Genomic DNA, 17,919 nt, shown 5'->3' with positions numbered 1-17,919 from the left:
CGTGCCGAGGGGGATGCCGATGGCCGCCAGGGAGAGCCGCTCGCCCTAGGATCGTCCGGTGCGCCTGATCTTCGCCGGAACCCCCGCGGTGGCCCTGCCGTCACTGGATGCTCTGCTCGCCTCCCGTCATGACGTGGTGGCGGTGATCACCCGTCCTGCTGCCCGCGCCGGACGGGGTCGGACCCTGCGCCCCAGCCCGGTGGCTGAGCGTGCGCAGGCGGAGGGCATCGAGGTGCTGACCCCGGCCAGCCCGCGCGATCTGGAGTTCCAGGCTCGGCTGCGCGAGCTGGCCCCGGATGCGGTGCCGGTGGTGGCCTACGGCGCGCTGGTGCCGGCCGATCTGCTGACTCTGCCGACCCACGGCTGGGTGAATCTGCACTTCTCTGTGCTGCCGGCCTGGCGAGGCGCGGCACCGGTGCAGTACGCCGTGATGGCCGGGGACGAGGTCACCGGTGCCAGCACCTTCCAGTTGGAGAAGGGCCTGGACACCGGGCCGGTCTACGGCACGCTGACCGAGACGATCCGTGCCCGTGACACGGCCGGGGACCTGCTGGAACGGCTGTCGGTGGCGGGTGCGGAGCTGCTGGTGCGCACGCTGGACGCCCTCGAGGACGGCGTGATCACCCCGGTGCCGCAGCCGCAGGATGGGATCAGTTTGGCCCCGAGCCTGACCGTCGAGGACGCGCGGGTGCGGTGGAGTCATCCCGCCTTGGCGGTGGACCGTCGAATCCGTGGCTGCACCCCCGCACCCGGTGCGTGGACCTCGTTGCCGGATGGCAGCCGGTTGGGTCTCGGCCCGGTGACTCTCGCGCCGGAGGTTACGGATCTGGCCGCGGGTGAGCTGCGGGCCGGGCGCAAGGACGTGTGGGTCGGGACCGCGAGCCATGCGGTGCGGCTGGGCGAGGTGCGACCGGCGGGCAAGAAGCCGATGTCCGCGGCGGACTGGGCGCGCGGTGCACGGTTGGGGGAGTCGGTGGTGCTGGGCGCGGTCGAGAACGCGGACGGTGCTGGCGGTGCGGGCATCTCCGGTGCGGAGGCCCAGGCGTGAGCGGCGGGGCGCAGCAGCACGGCGGCGGCCCGGGGCGTGACGGTCGAGGGCAGAACCGTCAGGGCGGTCCGAACCGGCCCCGTGGGCGGGACGGCAGCGGCGCGCCCGGCGACCATGGACGGCGCAGCGGCACGGGCGATCGGACCGGCGGTGGCCGCACGGGTGGCGCTGGCGGCCAGACCGGCGGTGGCCGCATGGGTGGCGCTGGTGACCGGTCCGGTGGCGGGGCTGGTGACCGATCCGGACGCCGTGGCCCGCGCCAGCGCACCGCGGCCGCGCCCTCGCAGCGTCGCCGCCACACCGATCCGGCCCGCGCCGCCGCTTATGACGTGTTGCGCACCGTCGCCGATTCGGACGCCTACGCGAACCTGGTCCTGCCACCGCTGCTGCGCGAACGTCAGATCACCGGCCGGGACGCTGCCTTCGCCACCGAGCTGGCCTACGGCACGCTGCGGTTGCAGGGCCGCTACGACGCGGTGATCGAGCAGGGTGCCGGTCGTGACCCGGCGTCCATCGACCCGGAGGTGCGGGACGCGCTGCGGCTGGGCGCACACCAGGTGCTCGGTATGCGGGTGCCTGCCCATGCGGCCGCCTCGGAGACCGTCGGTCTGGTGCGCGAACGGGTCGGGGCCGGTGCCGCGCAGTTCGCCAACGCCGTGATGCGTCGGATCACCGAGCGCGACCTGGACGAGTGGCTGGATCTGATCGGCGACGGTGCGGGCGAGGACTCGGTGGCCCGACTGTCGGTGACCGAGTCGCACCCCGCCTGGGTGACCCGGGCGCTGCGGGAGGCGCTGCTGGGCCACGGTCGGACGGCGGAGGAACTGCCGGACCTGCTCCGCGCCGACAATGCTGCACCGCGGGTGACGCTGGTCGCGCGACCCGGGTTGGTCGAGCGGGACGAGTTGCTGGCACAGGCGGGGGACAGCGCTCAGCCTGGCCGGTGGGCGTCGACGGCGGTCACCCTTGCCGGTGGCGATCCGGCCGCGCTGCGACTGGTCCGCTCGGGGCGTGCCGGGGTGCAGGACGAGGGCAGCCAGCTGGTGGCGCTCGCCCTGGCCGATGCGCCGTTGGACGGACCGGACGCCCGCTGGCTGGACCTGTGTGCGGGTCCCGGTGGCAAGGCGGCGCTGTTGGCGGCTGTCGCGTCGACCCGGGGTGCGCGGCTGGTGGCGAATGAGGTGCAGCCGCATCGTGCTCGCCTGGTCGCCCAGGCGCTGTCGGCGGTTCCGGCCGAGGCGGTGGAGGAGATCCGCACCGGGGACGGGCGGCGGGTGGGCGAGGATGAGCCCGGTGGCTACGACCGGGTGCTGCTGGACGCCCCGTGCACCGGTCTGGGGGCGCTGCGGCGGCGGCCCGAGTCGCGGTGGCGGCGCACTCCGGCTGATCTGGCCGCGTTGACCGCCCTGCAACGGGAACTGGTGGCCAGTGCGTTGCGGGCGGTGCGGGTTGGTGGGGTCGTGGGCTACGTGACCTGCTCGCCGGTGCTGGCCGAGACCCGGTTGGCGGTGATTGACGCGGTGCGTGCGGCACGCAAGACCGGCATCGAGGTGCAGACCCTGGACGCCCCGGCGGTGCTGCACACCCTGGCACCGGGACTGGACCTGCCCGACCGGGAGGACGCCCAGCTGTGGCCCCACGTGCACGGCACCGATGCGATGCACCTGACCCTGCTGCGACGGCTGGCCTGAGGCTCGCTACCCTGGCCGGGTGCGCGCTCTGATCAGCCCCAGCATCCTGTCCGCCGACTTCACTAACCTGGAGCGGGACCTGCACCGGATCTCCGGTGCGGACTTCGCTCATGTGGACGTGATGGACAACCACTTCGTGCCGAATCTGACCATCGGCCTGCCGGTGGTCACGCGGATCGCGGAGGTGTCGCCGGTGCCCATCGATGTGCATCTGATGATCGAGGACGCCGACCGCTGGGCCATCGAGTACGCCCGGGCTGGTGCCGCGTCGGTCACGTTCCACGCCGAGGCCGCGCAGGCACCGGTGAAGCTGGCCCGCGAGCTGCGCGACGCCGGAGTGCGGGCGTCCATCGCGCTGCGACCGGCCACCCCAGTGGAGCCGCTGCTCGATCTGCTCAGCGAATTCGACATGGTGCTGGTGATGACGGTGGAGCCCGGCTTCGGTGGGCAGTCGTTCATCGACGGCACCCTGCCCAAGGTCCGCCGCCTGCGCGTGGCCATCGACGAGCAGGGGCTGGACACCTGGATTCAGGTGGACGGGGGCGTGTCCCGGTCCACGGTCGCCACGGTCGCCGCAGCCGGGGCCAACGTGCTGGTGGCCGGGTCGGCGGTGTACGGCGCGGAGGATGTGGCGGCCGAGATCGAGACGCTGCGCACGATGGCGGATGAGGCGCTGGCCACCCGGCAGCACTGAGACGGTCACCACCGGGAACAGAACCCTGTGGCACGATGTTGCCGCAACAGAGCACGTGCTCCGGGGTCGGTGAAAATCCGAGCCGGCGGTGACAGTCCGCGACCCGTGGTCGACCGAGGTGACTCGGCCGGTCACGGTTGATCCGGTGGAACTCCGGGACCGACGGTGAAAGTCCGGATGGGAGGAGTCGTGCCGGTGTGCGCCCCCTGGGGTGCGCGCCGGGGTTGCGCACACCCGTGCGCCCGCCCACCACGCCCCGGAGCCTCGACGACCGAGAGGCTACAGGTGGCGGGGTTCATCACCGATGAGGCCGCGATGGCGCACGCCCTGGAGCTCGCGTTGCGCGGGCCCGCGGCGGGACCCAATCCTCGGGTCGGCTGCGTGCTGCTGCGCGACGGTCAGGTGATCGGCGAGGGCTGGCACCGTGGCGCTGGGACACCGCATGCCGAGGTGGACGCGCTCTGTGGTGTGGACGCCCGGGGTGCGACCGCCGTGGTCACCCTGGAGCCCTGCGCGCACACGGGTCGCACTGGCCCCTGCGCGCAGGCGCTCATCGATGCGGGTGTCGCTGAGGTGGTGATCGCGGTCGAGGACCCCAACCCGGTGGCCGGTGGCGGCGCGCAGCTGCTGCGAGCGGCGGGGATCGAGGTACGCACCGGTGTGGGGGCCGAGTCAGTGCGCCGGATGCTCGAGCCGTGGCTGGTGGCGGTGGGTCGCGGGCGTCCGTTCGTCACGCTCAAGCTGGCCAGCACGCTGGACGGTCGGGTGGCGGCGGCGGACGGCAGCAGTCGGTGGATCACCTCGGCGGAGTCCCGGGAGCACGCGCATCGGCTGCGCGCCGAGGTGGACGCGATCCTGGTGGGCACCGGCACCGCGCTGATCGACCGGCCCGCGTTGACCGCACGGCTGCCGGATGGCTCGTTGGCGGAGCATCAGCCGTTGCGGGTGGTGCTCGGTGACCGTGAGGTGCCCGGGGACTGGTTGCGGATCACGGGGCACGACCCCGCCGAGGCGCTGGCGCAGCTGGCCGCGCGGGAGGTCAGGCATGTGCTGGTCGAGGGCGGTCCGACGGTGTCGGCGGCCTTCCTGCGCGCCGGGATGGTGGACCGGGTGCTGGCCTACATCGCGCCGGTGCTGCTCGGTGACGGGCGGTCCGCGGTGCAGTCGTTGGGGATCGGGACGCTGGCGGACGGGATCCGACTGCGCACCGAGCAGGTACAGATGCGAGGACCGGATGTGCTGCTGAGCGCACGGGTCGAGGAGGAGATCTGATGTTCACCGGGATCGTGGAGGAGGTCGGCGCGGTGCTGACCTCGCAGGACGGATCGCAGCTGACCATCCGGGGGCCGCTGGCCGCCTCGGATGCCCGGCACGGCGACTCCATCGCCGTCGATGGCGTCTGCCTGACCGTCACCGAGCTGACCGGGGACGGCAGCTTCGCGGTGGATGTGATGCCGGAGACGCTGCGCCGGACCGCGCTGGGCGGTCTGCGTCCCGGTGACCCGGTGAACCTGGAACGCTCGCTGCGTGCCGACGCCCGGTTGGGTGGTCACGTGGTGCAGGGCCATGTCGACGGTGTCGGCACGGTGCTGAGCCGCAACCCCGGTCCGCGCTGGGACACGGTGCGGATCGGCCTGGACCGGGAGCTGGCCCGGTTGGTGGCGGAGAAGGGTGCGATCACCGTCTCCGGGGTGTCGCTGACGGTGACGGTGGTGGGCGAGGACTGGTTCGAGGTCGGGCTGATCCCGACCACGCTGGCCGACACCACCCTTGGCGCGTTGGCGGTGGGCGCTCGGGTCAATCTGGAGGTCGATGTGCTGGCCAAATACGTCGCACGGCTGCTGGAGACGCAGGGATGACCCGGGGAACCGTCGAGCAGGCACTCGACGCGCTGCGGGCCGGTCGGCCGGTGCTGGTCGCCGACAACCCGGACCGGGAGAACGAGGCGGATGTCATCCTCGCCGCCGAGCTGGCCACACCGGAGTGGGTGGCCTGGACGATCCGGCACTCCTCCGGCTACCTGTGCGCCCCGATGCCCGCCGAGCGCGCCGACGCCCTCGATCTGCCGCTGATGGTCCCGTCCAGCCAGGACCCGCGGCGGACCGCCTACACGGTGACCGTCGATGCCGCGGTCGGCGTGACCACCGGGATCTCCGCCGCGGACCGCACCCGGACACTGCAGGTGTTGGCCGAGCCGGGCAGCGGCGCGGAGGACCTGATCCGTCCCGGGCATGTGCTGCCGTTGCGGGCGGTGCCGGGTGGTGTGCTGCACCGGGCCGGACACACCGAGGCCGCGGTGGACCTGTGCCGACTGGCTGGACTCGCCCCGGTGGCGGCCATCGCTGAGCTGGTGCACGACGACGGCACGATGATGCGGCTGTCGGATGCCGAGGCTCTGGCCGAGCAGGACGGCCTGGTGGTGCTCACCATCAGCGACCTGATCGCCTGGCGACGGGCGCACGACGATCTGCCCGCCGCGCCGGAGGCACCCACCGGTCCTCGGGTGCACCGGGTGGCCGAGGCCACGCTGCCGACCCGGCACGGCGACTTCCGGGTCATCGGTTACCGCGATCTGCGCACCGGTGCCGAGCACGCCGCCCTGGTCGCCGCCGACGGACTCGCGGATGCCCCGGTGGTTCGGGTGCATTCGGAGTGCCTGACCGGGGATGCTTTCGCCTCCACCCGCTGCGACTGCGGACCCCAACTGGACGAGGCGCTGGCCATCGCCGCCGCGGAGGGCGGTGCGGTGATCTACCTGCGCGGTCACGAGGGCCGGGGGATCGGGCTGCTCGGCAAGATCGCCGCCTATGCACTCCAGGATCAGGGCCGGGACACCGTCGAGGCGAATCTGGACCTGGGCTGGCCCGCCGACCGGCGCGAGTACGGGGCCGCCGCGGCGATCCTGACTGACCTCGGCGTCGACGACCTGACGCTGCTGACCAACAACCCGGCCAAGGTCGCGGGCCTGACCGCGCACGGCATCCGGGTCGGCGCGGTGCGGGGCATCGAGGTCGGCCGGACCCCCCAGAACGAGGCCTATCTGCGCACCAAGGCGCGGGCGATGGGCCACCTGTTGCACGGACTGAACGAGGAGAGTGACCGATGAGTGGTGCAGGCGCGCCGACACTGACCGTGGACGGCCGGGGATTGCGGGTGGTGCTGATCGCCGCCTCCTGGCACACCGTGGTGATGGACGGTCTGCTCGCCGGTGCTCGGCGGGCGCTGGCCGAGGCCGGGGTGGAGCAGGTGACCGAGATCCGGGTGCCGGGCAGTTTCGAGCTGCCGGTGGCCGCCGCCCGGGCCGCGCGCTCCGGTGCCCACGCCGTGGTGGCACTCGGTGTGGTGATCCGCGGTGGGACCCCGCACTTCGACTACGTCTGCCAGGCGGCGACCTCCGGGTTGACCGACGTGGCGGTGAGCACCGGAGTGCCGGTCGGCTTCGGCCTGTTGACCTGCGACGACGAGCAGCAGGCGCTGGACCGTGCCGGGCTGCCGGGCTCGCAGGAGGACAAGGGTGCCGAGGCAGCGGAGGCGGCGGTGGCCACGGCGGTCGCCCTGCGCGACCTGTGAGCGGGCCGCTCGGCTGGCTGTTCGACGCCCAGTGGGTGATCGCCGGGCACGCGGTGCTGTGGCGTGAGGTGATCGGCAACCTGTTCGGACTGGCCTCCGCGCTCGGCGGGATGCGTCGCCGGGTGTGGGCCTGGCCGGTGGGGATCGTCGGGAACGTGCTGCTGTTCACGGTGTTCCTGGGCGGGGTCTTCCATACCCCACAGGACCGGGACTTGTACGGGCAGGCCGGTCGGCAGGTGTTCTTTGTGGCGGTGGCGATCTACGGCTGGGTGCGGTGGCGGCAGGCGCAGCGTGCCGGTTCTGAGAGCGCGGACGGCGAACCCGCCCCGGCGGTGGTGCCTCGGTGGGCGGGTGTGCGGGGCTGGATCCAGCTGGCGACCATCGGTGTGGTCGGGACAGTAGCCTGTGCGCTGGTGTTCCGGGCGCTCGGCTCCTGGGGACCGTGGGCGGATGCCTGGATCTTTGTCGGGAGCTTCCTGGCGACCTACGGCATGGCCCGGGGTTGGATCGAGTTCTGGCTGATCTGGATCGCGGTCGACGCGGTCGGGGTGCCGCTGCTGCTGTCCGCCGGGTACTACCCCTCCGCCGTGCTCTACCTGGTCTATGCCGCGGTGGTGATCACCGGATTCGTGGTCTGGTGGCGCGCCCGGGACGAGGGCCGTCCGCAACAGGTGACCGCGGCGGGCGGTGTCGAGGGGTGAATGACGAACCGTCTACGCTGACCCGTGTGAAGACCTTCGAATCGCTGTTCGCAGAGCTGTCCGACAAGGCGATCACCCGGCCCGAGGGCTCGGGGACCGTGCGGGAGCTGGACGCCGGGGTCCATGCGATCGGCAAGAAGATCGTCGAGGAGGCCGCCGAGGTGTGGATGGCCGCCGAGCACGAGGGCGATGAGCGCACCGCGGAGGAGATCTCCCAGCTGCTCTACCACCTGCAGGTGTTGATGGTCGCCAAGGGCCTGACCCTCGACGACGTCTACACCCACCTCTGATCTCGCTTCCCTTCACAGACAGGACCTACCCGTGCTGAGGATCGCCGTCCCCAACAAGGGCTCGCTCTCCGAGCCCGCCGCCGCCATGCTGACCGAGGCGGGCTACCGCCAGCGCCGCGACTCCCGCGAGCTGGTGCTGCCCGACCCGGACAACGGCGTCGAGTTCTTCTTCCTGCGACCCCGTGACATCGCGGTCTACGTGGGCACCGGCACCGTCGATGTCGGCATCACCGGCCGCGACTTGCTGCTGGACTCCGCCTCGCCCGCCGTCGAGCACCTGCAGCTCGGCTTCGCGCGGTCGACCTTCCGCTTCGCCACCCAGGCCGAGACGATGTCCGACGTGCAGCAGGTGGCCGGACGCCGGGTCGCCACCTCCTACCCGGTGCTGGTCGCCGACTATCTGCGTGCCCAGGGCGTCGAGCCCGATGAGGTGGTGCGGCTGGACGGCGCGGTGGAGACCGCGATCCGGCTGGGTGTCGCCGATGTGATCGCCGATGTGGTCGAGACCGGCACCACGCTGCGTGCCGCGGGGCTTGAGGTCTTCGGTGAGCCGATCCTGAAGTCCGAGGCCGTGTTGATCCGCCGCGCCGAGGGCGCTGAGCCTGCCGGGCTGGATGTGCTGACCCGTCGGCTTCGGGGGGTGCTCACCGCCCGCGAGTACGTGCTGATGGACTACGACGTGCCGGTCTCCCTGGTCGACCAGGCGGTGGCGATCACCCCCGGGTTGGAGTCGCCGACGGTGTCCCCGCTGCACAACGGTGAGTGGGCGGCGGTCCGCGCCATGGTCCGGCGCTCGGAGACCAACCGGGTGATGGATGTGCTCTACGACCTGGGTGCCCGCGCGATCCTGGTCACGTCGATCCACGCCTGCCGCCTCTGAGCCGGCCGGTCGGGGGCAAGCAATGACGGCGCGGTCCGAGAGTTCACCGGGGTCCGGGGCGAACGGGGCGGGTCTGACCGCGCCCTTCCGGCCCCGTGCCGCCCGCTGGGTCTCCGGTGCGCTGGCCGTGCTCGTGGCGGTGGCGACGGTGCTGCTGTTGGCGCTGCTGCCCGGCACCGGGCTCTCCGGCTACGGCGCACTCGACCGCAGCGGATTCGCGCTGCTCGGGATCGGCGTCGTCTGGTTCTGCTGGCGGCAGGCCACGGTGCGGGCGGTGCCGGTCGACGGCGGTCTGCGGGTGCGGAATCTGGCTACCACCCGCACCGTCGAGTGGGCCGAGATCGTGTCGGTGCGCTTCGGGCAGGGGCGGCCCTGGGTGCAGCTGGACCTGGCGGACGGCGACACGCTCGCCGTGATGGGCATCCAGCGGGCGGACGGCGAGTTCGCCGACGCGCAGGCCCGCCGACTGGCGACGCTGGTGGCCCGGGCGACCCGGACCGCGCGCGACGACTGACGAGGCGACTGGCGCCAGTCAGCCGAGCAGCTGCGCCGCGTGCACTCCGGCCACCGCCGCCGCCAGGAACGCCGCCGGGTCCTGGTCGACCCCTCGGCCCATCGTGGACAGTCGCACCGGGCTCGACCCCAGCGCCGTCATCAGGTCCGCGCCGGCCGGAACATCCACCAGTCGGTGCCGCTGCGCGAGCGCCTGCACTTGCTGGCCGATCCGCTGGCCGAGTCCGTCCAGCGGGGGCAGACCGTCCACCAGCGGGTCCGGGTCGAAGGCCGGCACCGGCACATCGGCGGGCAGCAACGCGACCCGGCCGTAGGCGGTCAGCGAGTGGTGCGAGATGCCCAGGTGCCGCTCCCGCGCATCTGCACCGGAGACCCGCAGTGACGCCACCGGGCGACCACCGAGTACCCCGGCCGCGTTGATCGCCTCGCCCGCCGCCACCCCGGAGAATCCCCAGCGCGTGCCGGTGCCGAGGTTGCCCGGACCCTGCGCGACCACGATCACCTCGGCCTCGACCACGGTGCGGGCGGCCAGCAGCGCAGTGTGCACGGTCACCGCCTCCAGGTCGCCACCGAAGGCCTGCCCGGCGGTGACGCACGCGTCGATCCACCCCGCGTCACGCAGCCCGGCGATGGTGCGGGAGAACCAGGCGGGCAGCGCGCCGCCGTCGGTCATCACGTAGGCGACCCGGGGGGCGGGGCGTCCGGCGCGGGCGGCACCGTGCCGTAGTCCAGCGATGATCGCGGGCACGGCGGAGTGCAGATCGGCCACCACCACCGGGGTGCCGTGCAGGTCGTCGGCGTCCCGTAGGGCCTCGTGGTGTGGGGACTCCTGGTCGTCGACGCCGAGCACCATCGCCTGCAACGGGGTGTACCGGGCCTTGACCAGGTGCCCGGGGCCGGGCGGGGGATCGGCGGGCAGGTGCTGCGCGTCGCCGGGTCCGACCACCAGGGCGTAGCCACCGGTGCCGAGTCCACGGGCCAGCGCCGAGACGTTCACCAGCACGGTGTCGCCAGGGCTGAACCGGCCGACCAACTCGGGGTAGGCCAGCGCGCGCAGCTGGACCGGGTCCGCGTCGAGGGTGGTCCGCACCGTCATCTCGACTGCGCCGGACCACTCATTGCCGACCGACTCCACCACACCCGCGCGCCACGTGATCACTGGACCACGCTACCGGCCCCTATGGTTGTCGCGATGCCCGAACAGATTCCTCCCGCCGAGCGGCTGCTCAACCTGGTCATCGCCCTGGTGCACACCCCGGGCCGGATGACCAAGGAGCAGATCCGCCGCACCGTGGCCGGCTACGCCGACGCGGCCAGTGATGATGCCTTCGAGCGGATGTTCGAGCGCGACAAGGACACCCTGCGCGACCTGGGTATCCCGGTGAGCACGGTGACCGCGGTGGGTCACGGTGATGACATCGGCTATCGGATCGACCAGGACGCCTACGCGCTGCCGCCGATCGATCTGACCTCCGGGGAGCTGGCCGCGCTGTCCCTGGCCGCGGAATTCTGGCAGGACCGCTCGGTGCGCACCGAGACCAGCCGCGCGCTGACCAAGCTGCGGGCGGTCGGCGACGACGGTGAGGCCACCGAGCTGGTCTCCGGCCTGGCTCCGGCGGTGCGGGCCGGTGGTGACGCCTTCCGCCCGCTGCTGGACGCAGTGCAGGACCGGCAGCGGGTGCGGTTCACCTACCGTGCCGCGAACACCGGTGAGGTGCGCGAGCGTGTGGTCGAACCGTGGCGGCTGGTGGCCCGTCGGGGTGGCTGGATTCTGGTGGGCCGGGATGTCGACCGGGCGGCGTCGCGCTCCTTCCGGCTCAGTCGGATCGAGGGCCGCGTGCGCACCGACGGCCCGGCGGGGTCCTTCGACCTGCCGGAGCCGGAGCTGGTCGAGTCGGCGCTACGGACCTGGGAGGTCGGCCAGCAACGGGCTGCGGTGCTGGCGTTGCGTCCCGAGCGGGCCGAGGTGCTGCGCGCCCGCGGTGAGGCGCTCCCGCCGGACCCGACCCGGGCGCCGGATCGGGATCTGTTCCGGGTGCACTACCGCTCCACCTGGGAGCTGGCGGAGGAGGTCGTCACCTACGGCGACGCGGTGCTGGTGGTGGACCCGCCGGAGTTGCGGGCCGAGGTGATCCGGCTGCTTCGGACCGCCGCTGCCCTCGGCCAGGCGGACATCGGTGACCACCCGGACAACAACAGCAGTGAGGGCACCGATGGCTGAGCGGGCGAGCGAGCGGCTGCTGCGACTGATCGGGATGATCGGCTACCTGGACCGGCACGAGGGTGTGGCGGTGGACCGGCTGGCCGAGCAGTTCGGGGTGTCGGCGGCGCAGGTGATGGCCGATGTCGACACGTTGTGGATGAGCGGCACGCCGGGGTACTACCCGGAGGACCTGATCGACTTCGACGCGGACTCCTACGACCGGGGCGTGATCCGGTTGGTGGAGGCGCGGGGGATGACCCGGCCGTTGCGGTTGAGCACCCGGGAGGCGGTGACGCTGGTCGCGGCGCTGACCGCCATGGTGGCCGATCTGGCCCCCACCCTGGACCCGGAGCAGGCCGAGGTGCTGCGGTCGGCGCTGGCCAAGTTGACCGATGCCACCGGGGAGGCCGCGCAGGCGGTGGACGTCCGGTTGGCCGTCGACGGTCGGCCCGAGGTGGTGGCGGCGGTGCGCGAGGCGCTGGCCACCGGTCGACGGTTGCTGATCCGGTACGTGAACGCCTCCGATGTAGCGGGGGAGCGTGAGGTCGACCCGCTGCGGCTGACCACCTCCGATGAGCGCTCCTACTTGCAGGCGTGGTGCCATCGCGCGGGCGGGGAGCGGCTGTTCCGGCTGGACCGGATCGTTGCGGCCACCGTGCTGGACGTGCCCGCGGAGCAGCACCCGGGGGTCGGACGCGGTGCCACCGTGCAGTTCCAGCCCGACCCGACCGGTGACCTGGTGACCCTGCACCTGCGTTCCACCGGGCGGTGGGTGTCGGAGACGGTGCCGGTGGAGGATGTCCGCAACTTGGAGGACGGCTCCTTCGAGGTCGATCTGCTGGTGGAGCAGCCGGCTTTTGTGCAGGCACTGGTGCTGCGGGCGGCGGAGGATCTGATCGCGGTGCGTCCGCCAGCGGTCGCTGCGGCGGTGGCCGGGGTGGCCCGGGCCGCGCTGGACGCCTACGGTCCGATGGACGAACCGGAGGAGATCCGATGATCTGGTGGTTGCTGTGGACCGTGCTGGTCGTCGGCACGCTGGTCGGGGCGTTCTTTCTTGGCCGTTCGCTCTGGCGCAAGGCCCGGGCACTGGTCGCTGAGTTGAGCCGGGCCAGTGAGGTGATGGCGGAGCTGGCCGAGACCACCGGTCGGCTGGCCGAGCAGGCGCAGGAGGCCGAACGCGCGGCCCGCGCCGCCGCGGACGGGCTGCCGACCCGGGAGGCTGCCCGAGCGGAATGGGCGGCCAACCGGCAACGGATCGAGGCGCGTCGGGAAGTCCGTCGGGTGCGGGACGAGCAGACCCGGCGACGCTGGCGCGCCCTGAGCCGCTGAATCGCCAGAACCCGGACGTAACGGATGCTGTGCGCCGGGCGATCCGGCGGATAGGATCGCGGTTCGGCAACGTCCTCGAGCGACAGGAACTACGGATGAACGCGCTCAAGCCCTGGCACATCGTCGTGCTGGTCATCGTCATCGTGCTGCTGTTCGGGGCCAAGCGGCTCCCGGATCTGGCCAAGAGCGTCGGTCAGTCGCTGAAGATCTTCAAGAACGAGGTCAAGGACCTCAGCGGGGACGACAAGGACACCACCGTCAAGCCCGGCGAGCCCACGGTCGCGCCCACCACGCCCATCACGCCCGCCGAGCCGGTACAGCAGCCCGGCAGCACCACGCACCCGCCGTCGGGCGGCAGCAACACCCCCTCCTGACCCGAGGTGGCACGCAAGCAGCGTCGGGTGAACCCCGACGGCAGAATGCCCCTGCGCGAACACCTGGTGGAGCTGCGCAAGCGGCTGTTTCTGGCGGCGGCGGGCATCGCAGTTGGCGCGATCGTCGGCTGGTTCCTCTATGAGCCGGTGTTTGAGCTGCTCCAGCAACCCCTGTTGGACGCGGCGGCGGGCCGGGACGGCAACGTGTCGGTGAACTTTGCCGGACTGGCCAGCGCGTTCGACATGCAGCTCAAGGTGTCGCTGTTCCTCGGTGCGCTGGTGTCCAGCCCGTGGTGGCTGTACCAGTTGTGGGCGTTCATCACGCCGGGGCTGACCACGCGGGAGCGTCGCTCCGCCTTCGGGTTTCTGGGAGCCGCTGTCCCTCTGTTCATCGCCGGGTCCGCATTGGCGGCGTTTGTGCTGCCCGCCGCTGTGCGGGTGCTGACCGACTTCACCCCGGAGGGGGCGTCGAACTTCATCGACGCGCAGACGTACCTCAGCTTCGTGATGCGCTTTGTGCTCGCCTTCGGGCTGGCGTTCGTGCTGCCGGTGATCATGGTCTGCATCAACCTGGTCGGGCTGGTCCCGGCCACCACGTGGGCCAAGGGTTGGCGCTGGGCGGTGCTGCTGGCCTTCGTCTTTGCGGCGGTGATGACCCCCACCCCGGATGCGATCACGATGATCGTGATGGCGCTGCCGATCTGTGGGCTGTACTTCGCGGCACTGGGACTGTGTGTGCTGCATGACCGGCGGGTCGCCAAGCGGGCGTCCGCCGCGCAGGATGTCGAAGGAGCACAAGCGGCGTGAGCCATCTGGGCGTCGTGGTCAACCCGGTCGCGGGCAAGGGCCGAGGCAATGGGGCGGGTCAGCGGGCACTGGCCGCCCTGCGCGACCGGGGGCACCGGGTCGAGGACCTGACCGCCCGCGATTTGCTCACCGCCACGGCACAGGCACGACGGGCCGCGGTGGACGGGTTGGATGCGTTGGTCGTGGTCGGCGGCGACGGGCTGGTGCACCTGGGTGCGCAGGTGGTGGCCGAGACCAGACTGCCGCTGGGCATCGTGTCCGCCGGAACCGGCAATGACGTCGCCCGTGCGCTGGGGCTGCCGCTGCGGGATCTGGACGCCCAGATCGCAGCGGTGGAACACGGCTTGGACGACCCGCGTGCGATCGACGCGGTCCGGGTCGGTCCGCCGCAGCACTCGGCACGCGAGTGGTACCTGGGGGCGCTCAGCTGCGGGGTCGACGCCGCGGTGAACGCCCGGGCGAATGCCATGACCTGGCCCCGTGGCGCTGCCCGCTATGTCCGGGCGCTGGTCGCCGAGCTGAGCGCGTTCCGGCCCTACGGCTACCGGGTCACCACCGACGAGGGGGTGTGGGAGTCCGCGGGCACCGTCGTGGTCGCCGCGAACGGGCCGTGGATCGGTGGCGGGGTGAAGATCGCCCCGGATGCGCTGATCGATGACGGGCTGCTCGATGTGGTGATCGCCGGGCCGTTCACCAAGGCCGGGGTGGTGCGGATCTTCCCCGGGATGTACTCCGGTCGGCATGTGAAGCATCCGAATGTGCAGGTCACCCGCACCAGGCGGCTGCTGGTCGAGGCGGTGCCGGGACTGGGAGCCACAGCGCCGGACGCCCATGCGGACGGGGAACGGATCGGGCCGCTGCCGTTGGAGGCCGTGGTGGAGCCGGGCGCGGTGTTGGCGCTGGTCTGATCCCGATCACCTGGTCGACAATCAGCTCGGCCGGTGTCGGAACCACGACCTAGGCTGGGTGACGTGGCACGTCCCAACCCTGATTCCGAGCTCTCACCCGCTGAGCGCTACACCGCCGCCCGCCGTCGGGCCGCTGCCGAACGCTCCGAGCTCGCCCGGTTCCGCGCCGAGCTGGACTTCCCGTTGGACGACTTTCAGGAGCAGGCCTGCGAGGCGGTCGAGCGCGGCTCCGGAGTGTTGGTCGCCGCGCCCACCGGTGCGGGCAAGACGGTGGTCGGCGAGTTCGCGGTGCACCTGGCCCTCGCCCAGGGGCGCAAGGCGTTCTACACCACGCCGATCAAGGCGCTGTCGAACCAGAAGTTCCACGATCTGGTGCGTCGCCACGGTGCCGACCGGGTGGGGCTGCTGACCGGGGACACCACGATCAACGGTGAGGCACCGGTGGTGGTGATGACCACCGAGGTGCTGCGCAACATGCTCTACGCCGACTCCCGCACGCTGGACGGGCTCGGCTATGTGGTGATGGACGAGGTGCACTACCTGGCCGACCGGTTCCGCGGGCCGGTGTGGGAGGAGGTGATCATCCACCTGTCCGACGACGTGCAGCTGGTGTCGCTGTCCGCCACCGTCTCTAACGCCGAGGAGTTCGGCGACTGGTTGACCACCGTGCGCGGGGACACCGCGGTGGTCGTCTCCGAGCACCGTCCGGTGCCGCTGGGTCAGCAGGTGATGGTGCGGGACAAGCTGCTCGACCTGTACGCCGGACATGTCGACCCGACCCGGCCGGGCAAGAACCCGCCGATCAACCCCGAGCTGGGGCATGAGCTGCGCCGCGCCACCCGTGCCGACGGTCCGCCGCCGCACAAGCGTCGCGGGCCGGGCGATCGGGGCTACCGCGGCCGGGGCGGGGGCCAGGGTGGACGGCGCGGCGGCGAGGCGATGGGCCCGCGTCCGGCCTCCCGCCCAGTGATGATCGAGGCGCTGGATGAGGCCGGACTGCTGCCGGTGATCGACTTCATCTTCAGTCGGGCTGGTTGCGATGCCGCGGTCACCCAGTGCGTCGCCGGTGGGGTGCGCCTGACCACCCCGGCGGAGCAGGCCGAGATCCGCCAGATCGCCGAGGAGCGATGCGCCGCCATCGCCTCGGAGGACCTGGACGTGGTCGGGTACTGGGGGTTCGTCGACGCGCTGACCCGCGGTGTTGCCGCGCACCACGCCGGGATGTTGCCCGCCTTCAAGGAGACTGTGGAGGAGGCCTTCGCCCGAGGGCTGGTCAAGGTCGTCTTCGCCACCGAGACGCTGGCGCTGGGCATCAACATGCCGGCCCGGTCGGTCGTGCTGGAGAAGCTGGTCAAGTGGGACGGCTCGGCGCATGTCGACCTGACGCCGGGGGAGTACACCCAGCTGACCGGACGTGCCGGACGCCGTGGGATCGACACCGAGGGCCATGCGGTGGTGATCGGCCGCGGCGGCCTGGACCCGATGGCGTTGGCCGGACTGGCCTCACGGCGGTTGTACCCGCTGAAGTCCGCATTCCGGCCGACGTACAACATGGCGGTGAACCTGATCGCACAGGTGGGCCGGGTGCGGGCGCGTGAGGTGCTGGAGACCTCCTTCGCGCAGTTCCAGGCCGACCGGGGCGTGGTGGGGCTGGCGCGGCAGGCGCAGCAGCACGCCGAGGCGCGCAGTGGCTACGCCGAGGCGATGACCTGTCACCTGGGCGACTTCGCGCAGTACGCGGCGATCCGGCGGGAGCTGTCGGACACCGAACGCGGCGTGCACCGCGCAGCCGCAGCGGATCGGCGGCGCAATGCGTCGGCGAGCCTGGCCGAGCTGCGGGTCGGAGACATCGTGGCGGTGCCGAATGGCCGGCGGCCAATGCACGCGGTGGTGGTCGAGGCTGGGAACGCCGGAGGATTCGAAGGCGCGCGGCCACTGGTGGTCACCGTGGAGCGGGAGCTGCGCCGGTTGTCCGCCCAGGACATCTCCGATGCGCTCCGACCGGTGGGGCACCTTCGGGTGCCGAAAGGGTTGGCACCCCGGGCCGCGTCGCAGCGTCGCAGCCTGGCCACCGCGCTACGAGCCGAAATCAACGAGGGACGGGTGCAAGCACCGGCCCCGGGTAAGCGGGGTCGCCGCGGCGCTCCGCTGGTGGACGAGGATCAGCGGATCGCCGAGCTGCGTCGCGAGCTGCGCGCCCACCCGTGCCACGCCTGCCCGGACCGGGAGCAGCACGCGCGCTGGGCTGAGCGCTGGTACCGGGCCGACGGCGAGCACCGAGCGCTGGTCAAGCGGATCGAGGGGCGCACCGGCTCCATCGCGGTGGTCTTCGACCGGATCTGCGATGTGCTGGTCCGACTCGGCTACCTGGATCGCGGCGAGCAGGAGACCACGATCACCGAGGACGGCCAGTGGTTGCGCCGGATCTACGCCGAGAACGATCTGTTGCTGGCCGAGTGCCTGCGTCGCGGTGCCTGGGCCGACCTGGATGTGCCCGGACTCGCCGCCGTCGTCTCCGCCGTGGTCTACTCCGCGCGCCGGGACGATCGGGACCGCGATCCGGCGATCCCCGGCGGACCGCAGGGCAAACTCGGCACCGCGCTGGAGGCCACCGTACGGATCTGGTCCGAGCTGGACGACCTGGAGCAGGGCCACCGCCTGACCTCCACCCAGCCGCTCGATCTGGGGATCGTCACCGCGGTGCACCGCTGGGCCGCTGGTCGGGGTCTGGACGCCGTACTGCGCGGGTCGGATCTGGCCGCCGGGGACTTCGTCCGGTGGTGCAAGCAGGTGGTCGACGTGCTGGACCAGGTGGCCAAGGCTGCGCCGGACGAGCGTCTGCGGGCGGTGGCCCGCAAGGCGATCCCGGCGGTGCGTCGGGGCGTGATCGCCGACACGGGCAGTTGATCCC

Annotated in this window: 19 protein-coding genes and 1 riboswitch; of the genes, 18 read left to right on the top strand and 1 reads right to left on the bottom strand. The window is 72.1% G+C overall.

Features of this window, described 5'->3' with window-relative positions:
* Window positions 1–58: 58 nt before the first annotated feature.
* The 11 genes from fmt (at window position 59) to AB0N78_RS01495 (ending at window position 9,388) form a co-directional block, all read left to right on the top strand.
* Entirely contained in the window at window positions 59–1,048 is a 990-nt protein-coding gene (gene fmt / locus AB0N78_RS01545; RefSeq protein ID WP_363384927.1) for a methionyl-tRNA formyltransferase, read from the top strand.
* A 194-nt stretch (window positions 1,049–1,242) separates the two neighbouring features.
* Window positions 1,243–2,739 (top strand): transcription antitermination factor NusB, encoded by a 1,497-nt coding sequence (locus AB0N78_RS01540; RefSeq protein ID WP_363384924.1) that lies wholly within the window; start codon window positions 1,243–1,245, stop codon window positions 2,737–2,739.
* A 19-nt stretch (window positions 2,740–2,758) separates the two neighbouring features.
* The gene (gene rpe, locus AB0N78_RS01535; protein ID WP_363384922.1) at window positions 2,759–3,433 is read left to right on the top strand and encodes a ribulose-phosphate 3-epimerase; all 675 of its coding nucleotides are present in this window, start codon (window positions 2,759–2,761) and stop codon (window positions 3,431–3,433) included.
* A 51-nt stretch (window positions 3,434–3,484) separates the two neighbouring features.
* Window positions 3,485–3,626, top strand: a riboswitch (FMN riboswitch).
* A 92-nt stretch (window positions 3,627–3,718) separates the two neighbouring features.
* Window positions 3,719–4,705, top strand: coding sequence for a bifunctional diaminohydroxyphosphoribosylaminopyrimidine deaminase/5-amino-6-(5-phosphoribosylamino)uracil reductase RibD (gene ribD / locus AB0N78_RS01530; protein WP_363384920.1), 987 nt, complete (start codon window positions 3,719–3,721; stop codon window positions 4,703–4,705).
* The gene (locus AB0N78_RS01525) at window positions 4,705–5,292 is read left to right on the top strand and encodes a riboflavin synthase (protein WP_363384918.1); all 588 of its coding nucleotides are present in this window, start codon (window positions 4,705–4,707) and stop codon (window positions 5,290–5,292) included. Before ribD ends, AB0N78_RS01525 begins: the two co-directional genes overlap by 1 nt.
* Complete coding sequence (gene ribB, locus AB0N78_RS01520; protein ID WP_363384915.1) at window positions 5,289–6,539, top strand: 3,4-dihydroxy-2-butanone-4-phosphate synthase; 1,251 nt, start codon at window positions 5,289–5,291, stop codon at window positions 6,537–6,539. Before AB0N78_RS01525 ends, ribB begins: the two co-directional genes overlap by 4 nt.
* Window positions 6,536–7,003 (top strand): 6,7-dimethyl-8-ribityllumazine synthase, encoded by a 468-nt coding sequence (gene ribH / locus AB0N78_RS01515; protein ID WP_363384912.1) that lies wholly within the window; start codon window positions 6,536–6,538, stop codon window positions 7,001–7,003. The genes ribB and ribH overlap by 4 nt, the downstream gene beginning before the upstream one ends.
* Window positions 7,000–7,704: a nicotinamide riboside transporter PnuC gene (pnuC, locus tag AB0N78_RS01510; protein ID WP_363384909.1), complete on the top strand. Its 705-nt coding sequence runs from the start codon at window positions 7,000–7,002 to the stop codon at window positions 7,702–7,704. Before ribH ends, pnuC begins: the two co-directional genes overlap by 4 nt.
* Before the next feature lie 26 nt (window positions 7,705–7,730).
* On the top strand, window positions 7,731–7,994 hold the full coding sequence (locus AB0N78_RS01505; protein ID WP_363384906.1) for a phosphoribosyl-ATP diphosphatase: 264 nt from the start codon (window positions 7,731–7,733) through the stop codon (window positions 7,992–7,994).
* A 31-nt stretch (window positions 7,995–8,025) separates the two neighbouring features.
* Window positions 8,026–8,874: an ATP phosphoribosyltransferase gene (gene hisG / locus AB0N78_RS01500; RefSeq protein ID WP_363384903.1), complete on the top strand. Its 849-nt coding sequence runs from the start codon at window positions 8,026–8,028 to the stop codon at window positions 8,872–8,874.
* Between the two features lie 22 nt (window positions 8,875–8,896).
* Window positions 8,897–9,388 carry a PH domain-containing protein gene (locus AB0N78_RS01495; protein ID WP_363384900.1) on the top strand — a complete coding sequence of 164 codons (492 nt, stop codon included), beginning with the start codon at window positions 8,897–8,899 and terminating at the stop codon, window positions 9,386–9,388.
* Window positions 9,389–9,406: 18 nt separating this feature from the next.
* On the opposite strand, the gene AB0N78_RS01490 is transcribed toward AB0N78_RS01495, so the two are convergent.
* Window positions 9,407–10,546 carry a DUF3866 family protein gene (locus tag AB0N78_RS01490; RefSeq protein ID WP_363384897.1) on the bottom strand — a complete coding sequence of 380 codons (1,140 nt, stop codon included), beginning with the start codon at window positions 10,544–10,546 and terminating at the stop codon, window positions 9,407–9,409.
* 33 nt (window positions 10,547–10,579) lie between these two features.
* Between AB0N78_RS01490 and AB0N78_RS01485 the strand changes: the two genes are divergently transcribed.
* The 7 genes from AB0N78_RS01485 to AB0N78_RS01455 all read left to right on the top strand — a co-directional run bounded on the left by AB0N78_RS01485 (window position 10,580) and on the right by AB0N78_RS01455 (window position 17,915).
* Window positions 10,580–11,608 carry a WYL domain-containing protein gene (locus AB0N78_RS01485; protein ID WP_363384894.1) on the top strand — a complete coding sequence of 343 codons (1,029 nt, stop codon included), beginning with the start codon at window positions 10,580–10,582 and terminating at the stop codon, window positions 11,606–11,608.
* Window positions 11,601–12,587 carry a WYL domain-containing protein gene (locus AB0N78_RS01480; protein ID WP_363384891.1) on the top strand — a complete coding sequence of 329 codons (987 nt, stop codon included), beginning with the start codon at window positions 11,601–11,603 and terminating at the stop codon, window positions 12,585–12,587. Before AB0N78_RS01485 ends, AB0N78_RS01480 begins: the two co-directional genes overlap by 8 nt.
* Window positions 12,584–12,919, top strand: coding sequence for a hypothetical protein (locus AB0N78_RS01475; protein WP_363384888.1), 336 nt, complete (start codon window positions 12,584–12,586; stop codon window positions 12,917–12,919). Before AB0N78_RS01480 ends, AB0N78_RS01475 begins: the two co-directional genes overlap by 4 nt.
* A 95-nt stretch (window positions 12,920–13,014) precedes the next feature.
* A complete protein-coding gene (gene tatA, locus AB0N78_RS01470; RefSeq protein ID WP_363384885.1) occupies window positions 13,015–13,293 on the top strand; it encodes a Sec-independent protein translocase subunit TatA in 279 nt (92 codons plus the stop codon).
* Between the two features lie 45 nt (window positions 13,294–13,338).
* A complete protein-coding gene (tatC, locus tag AB0N78_RS01465; RefSeq protein WP_363386207.1) occupies window positions 13,339–14,100 on the top strand; it encodes a twin-arginine translocase subunit TatC in 762 nt (253 codons plus the stop codon).
* Window positions 14,097–15,008 (top strand): diacylglycerol kinase family protein, encoded by a 912-nt coding sequence (locus AB0N78_RS01460; protein WP_363384879.1) that lies wholly within the window; start codon window positions 14,097–14,099, stop codon window positions 15,006–15,008. Before tatC ends, AB0N78_RS01460 begins: the two co-directional genes overlap by 4 nt.
* Before the next feature lie 63 nt (window positions 15,009–15,071).
* Window positions 15,072–17,915 (top strand): DEAD/DEAH box helicase, encoded by a 2,844-nt coding sequence (locus AB0N78_RS01455; RefSeq protein ID WP_363384877.1) that lies wholly within the window; start codon window positions 15,072–15,074, stop codon window positions 17,913–17,915.
* Window positions 17,916–17,919: the final 4 nt, after the last annotated feature.

It is taken from the genome of Cellulomonas sp. NPDC089187 (genome assembly GCF_040685135.1).
Lineage (GTDB): Bacteria > Actinomycetota > Actinomycetes > Actinomycetales > Cellulomonadaceae > Cellulomonas.
This window is presented reverse-complemented; position numbering and strand designations above follow the sequence as displayed.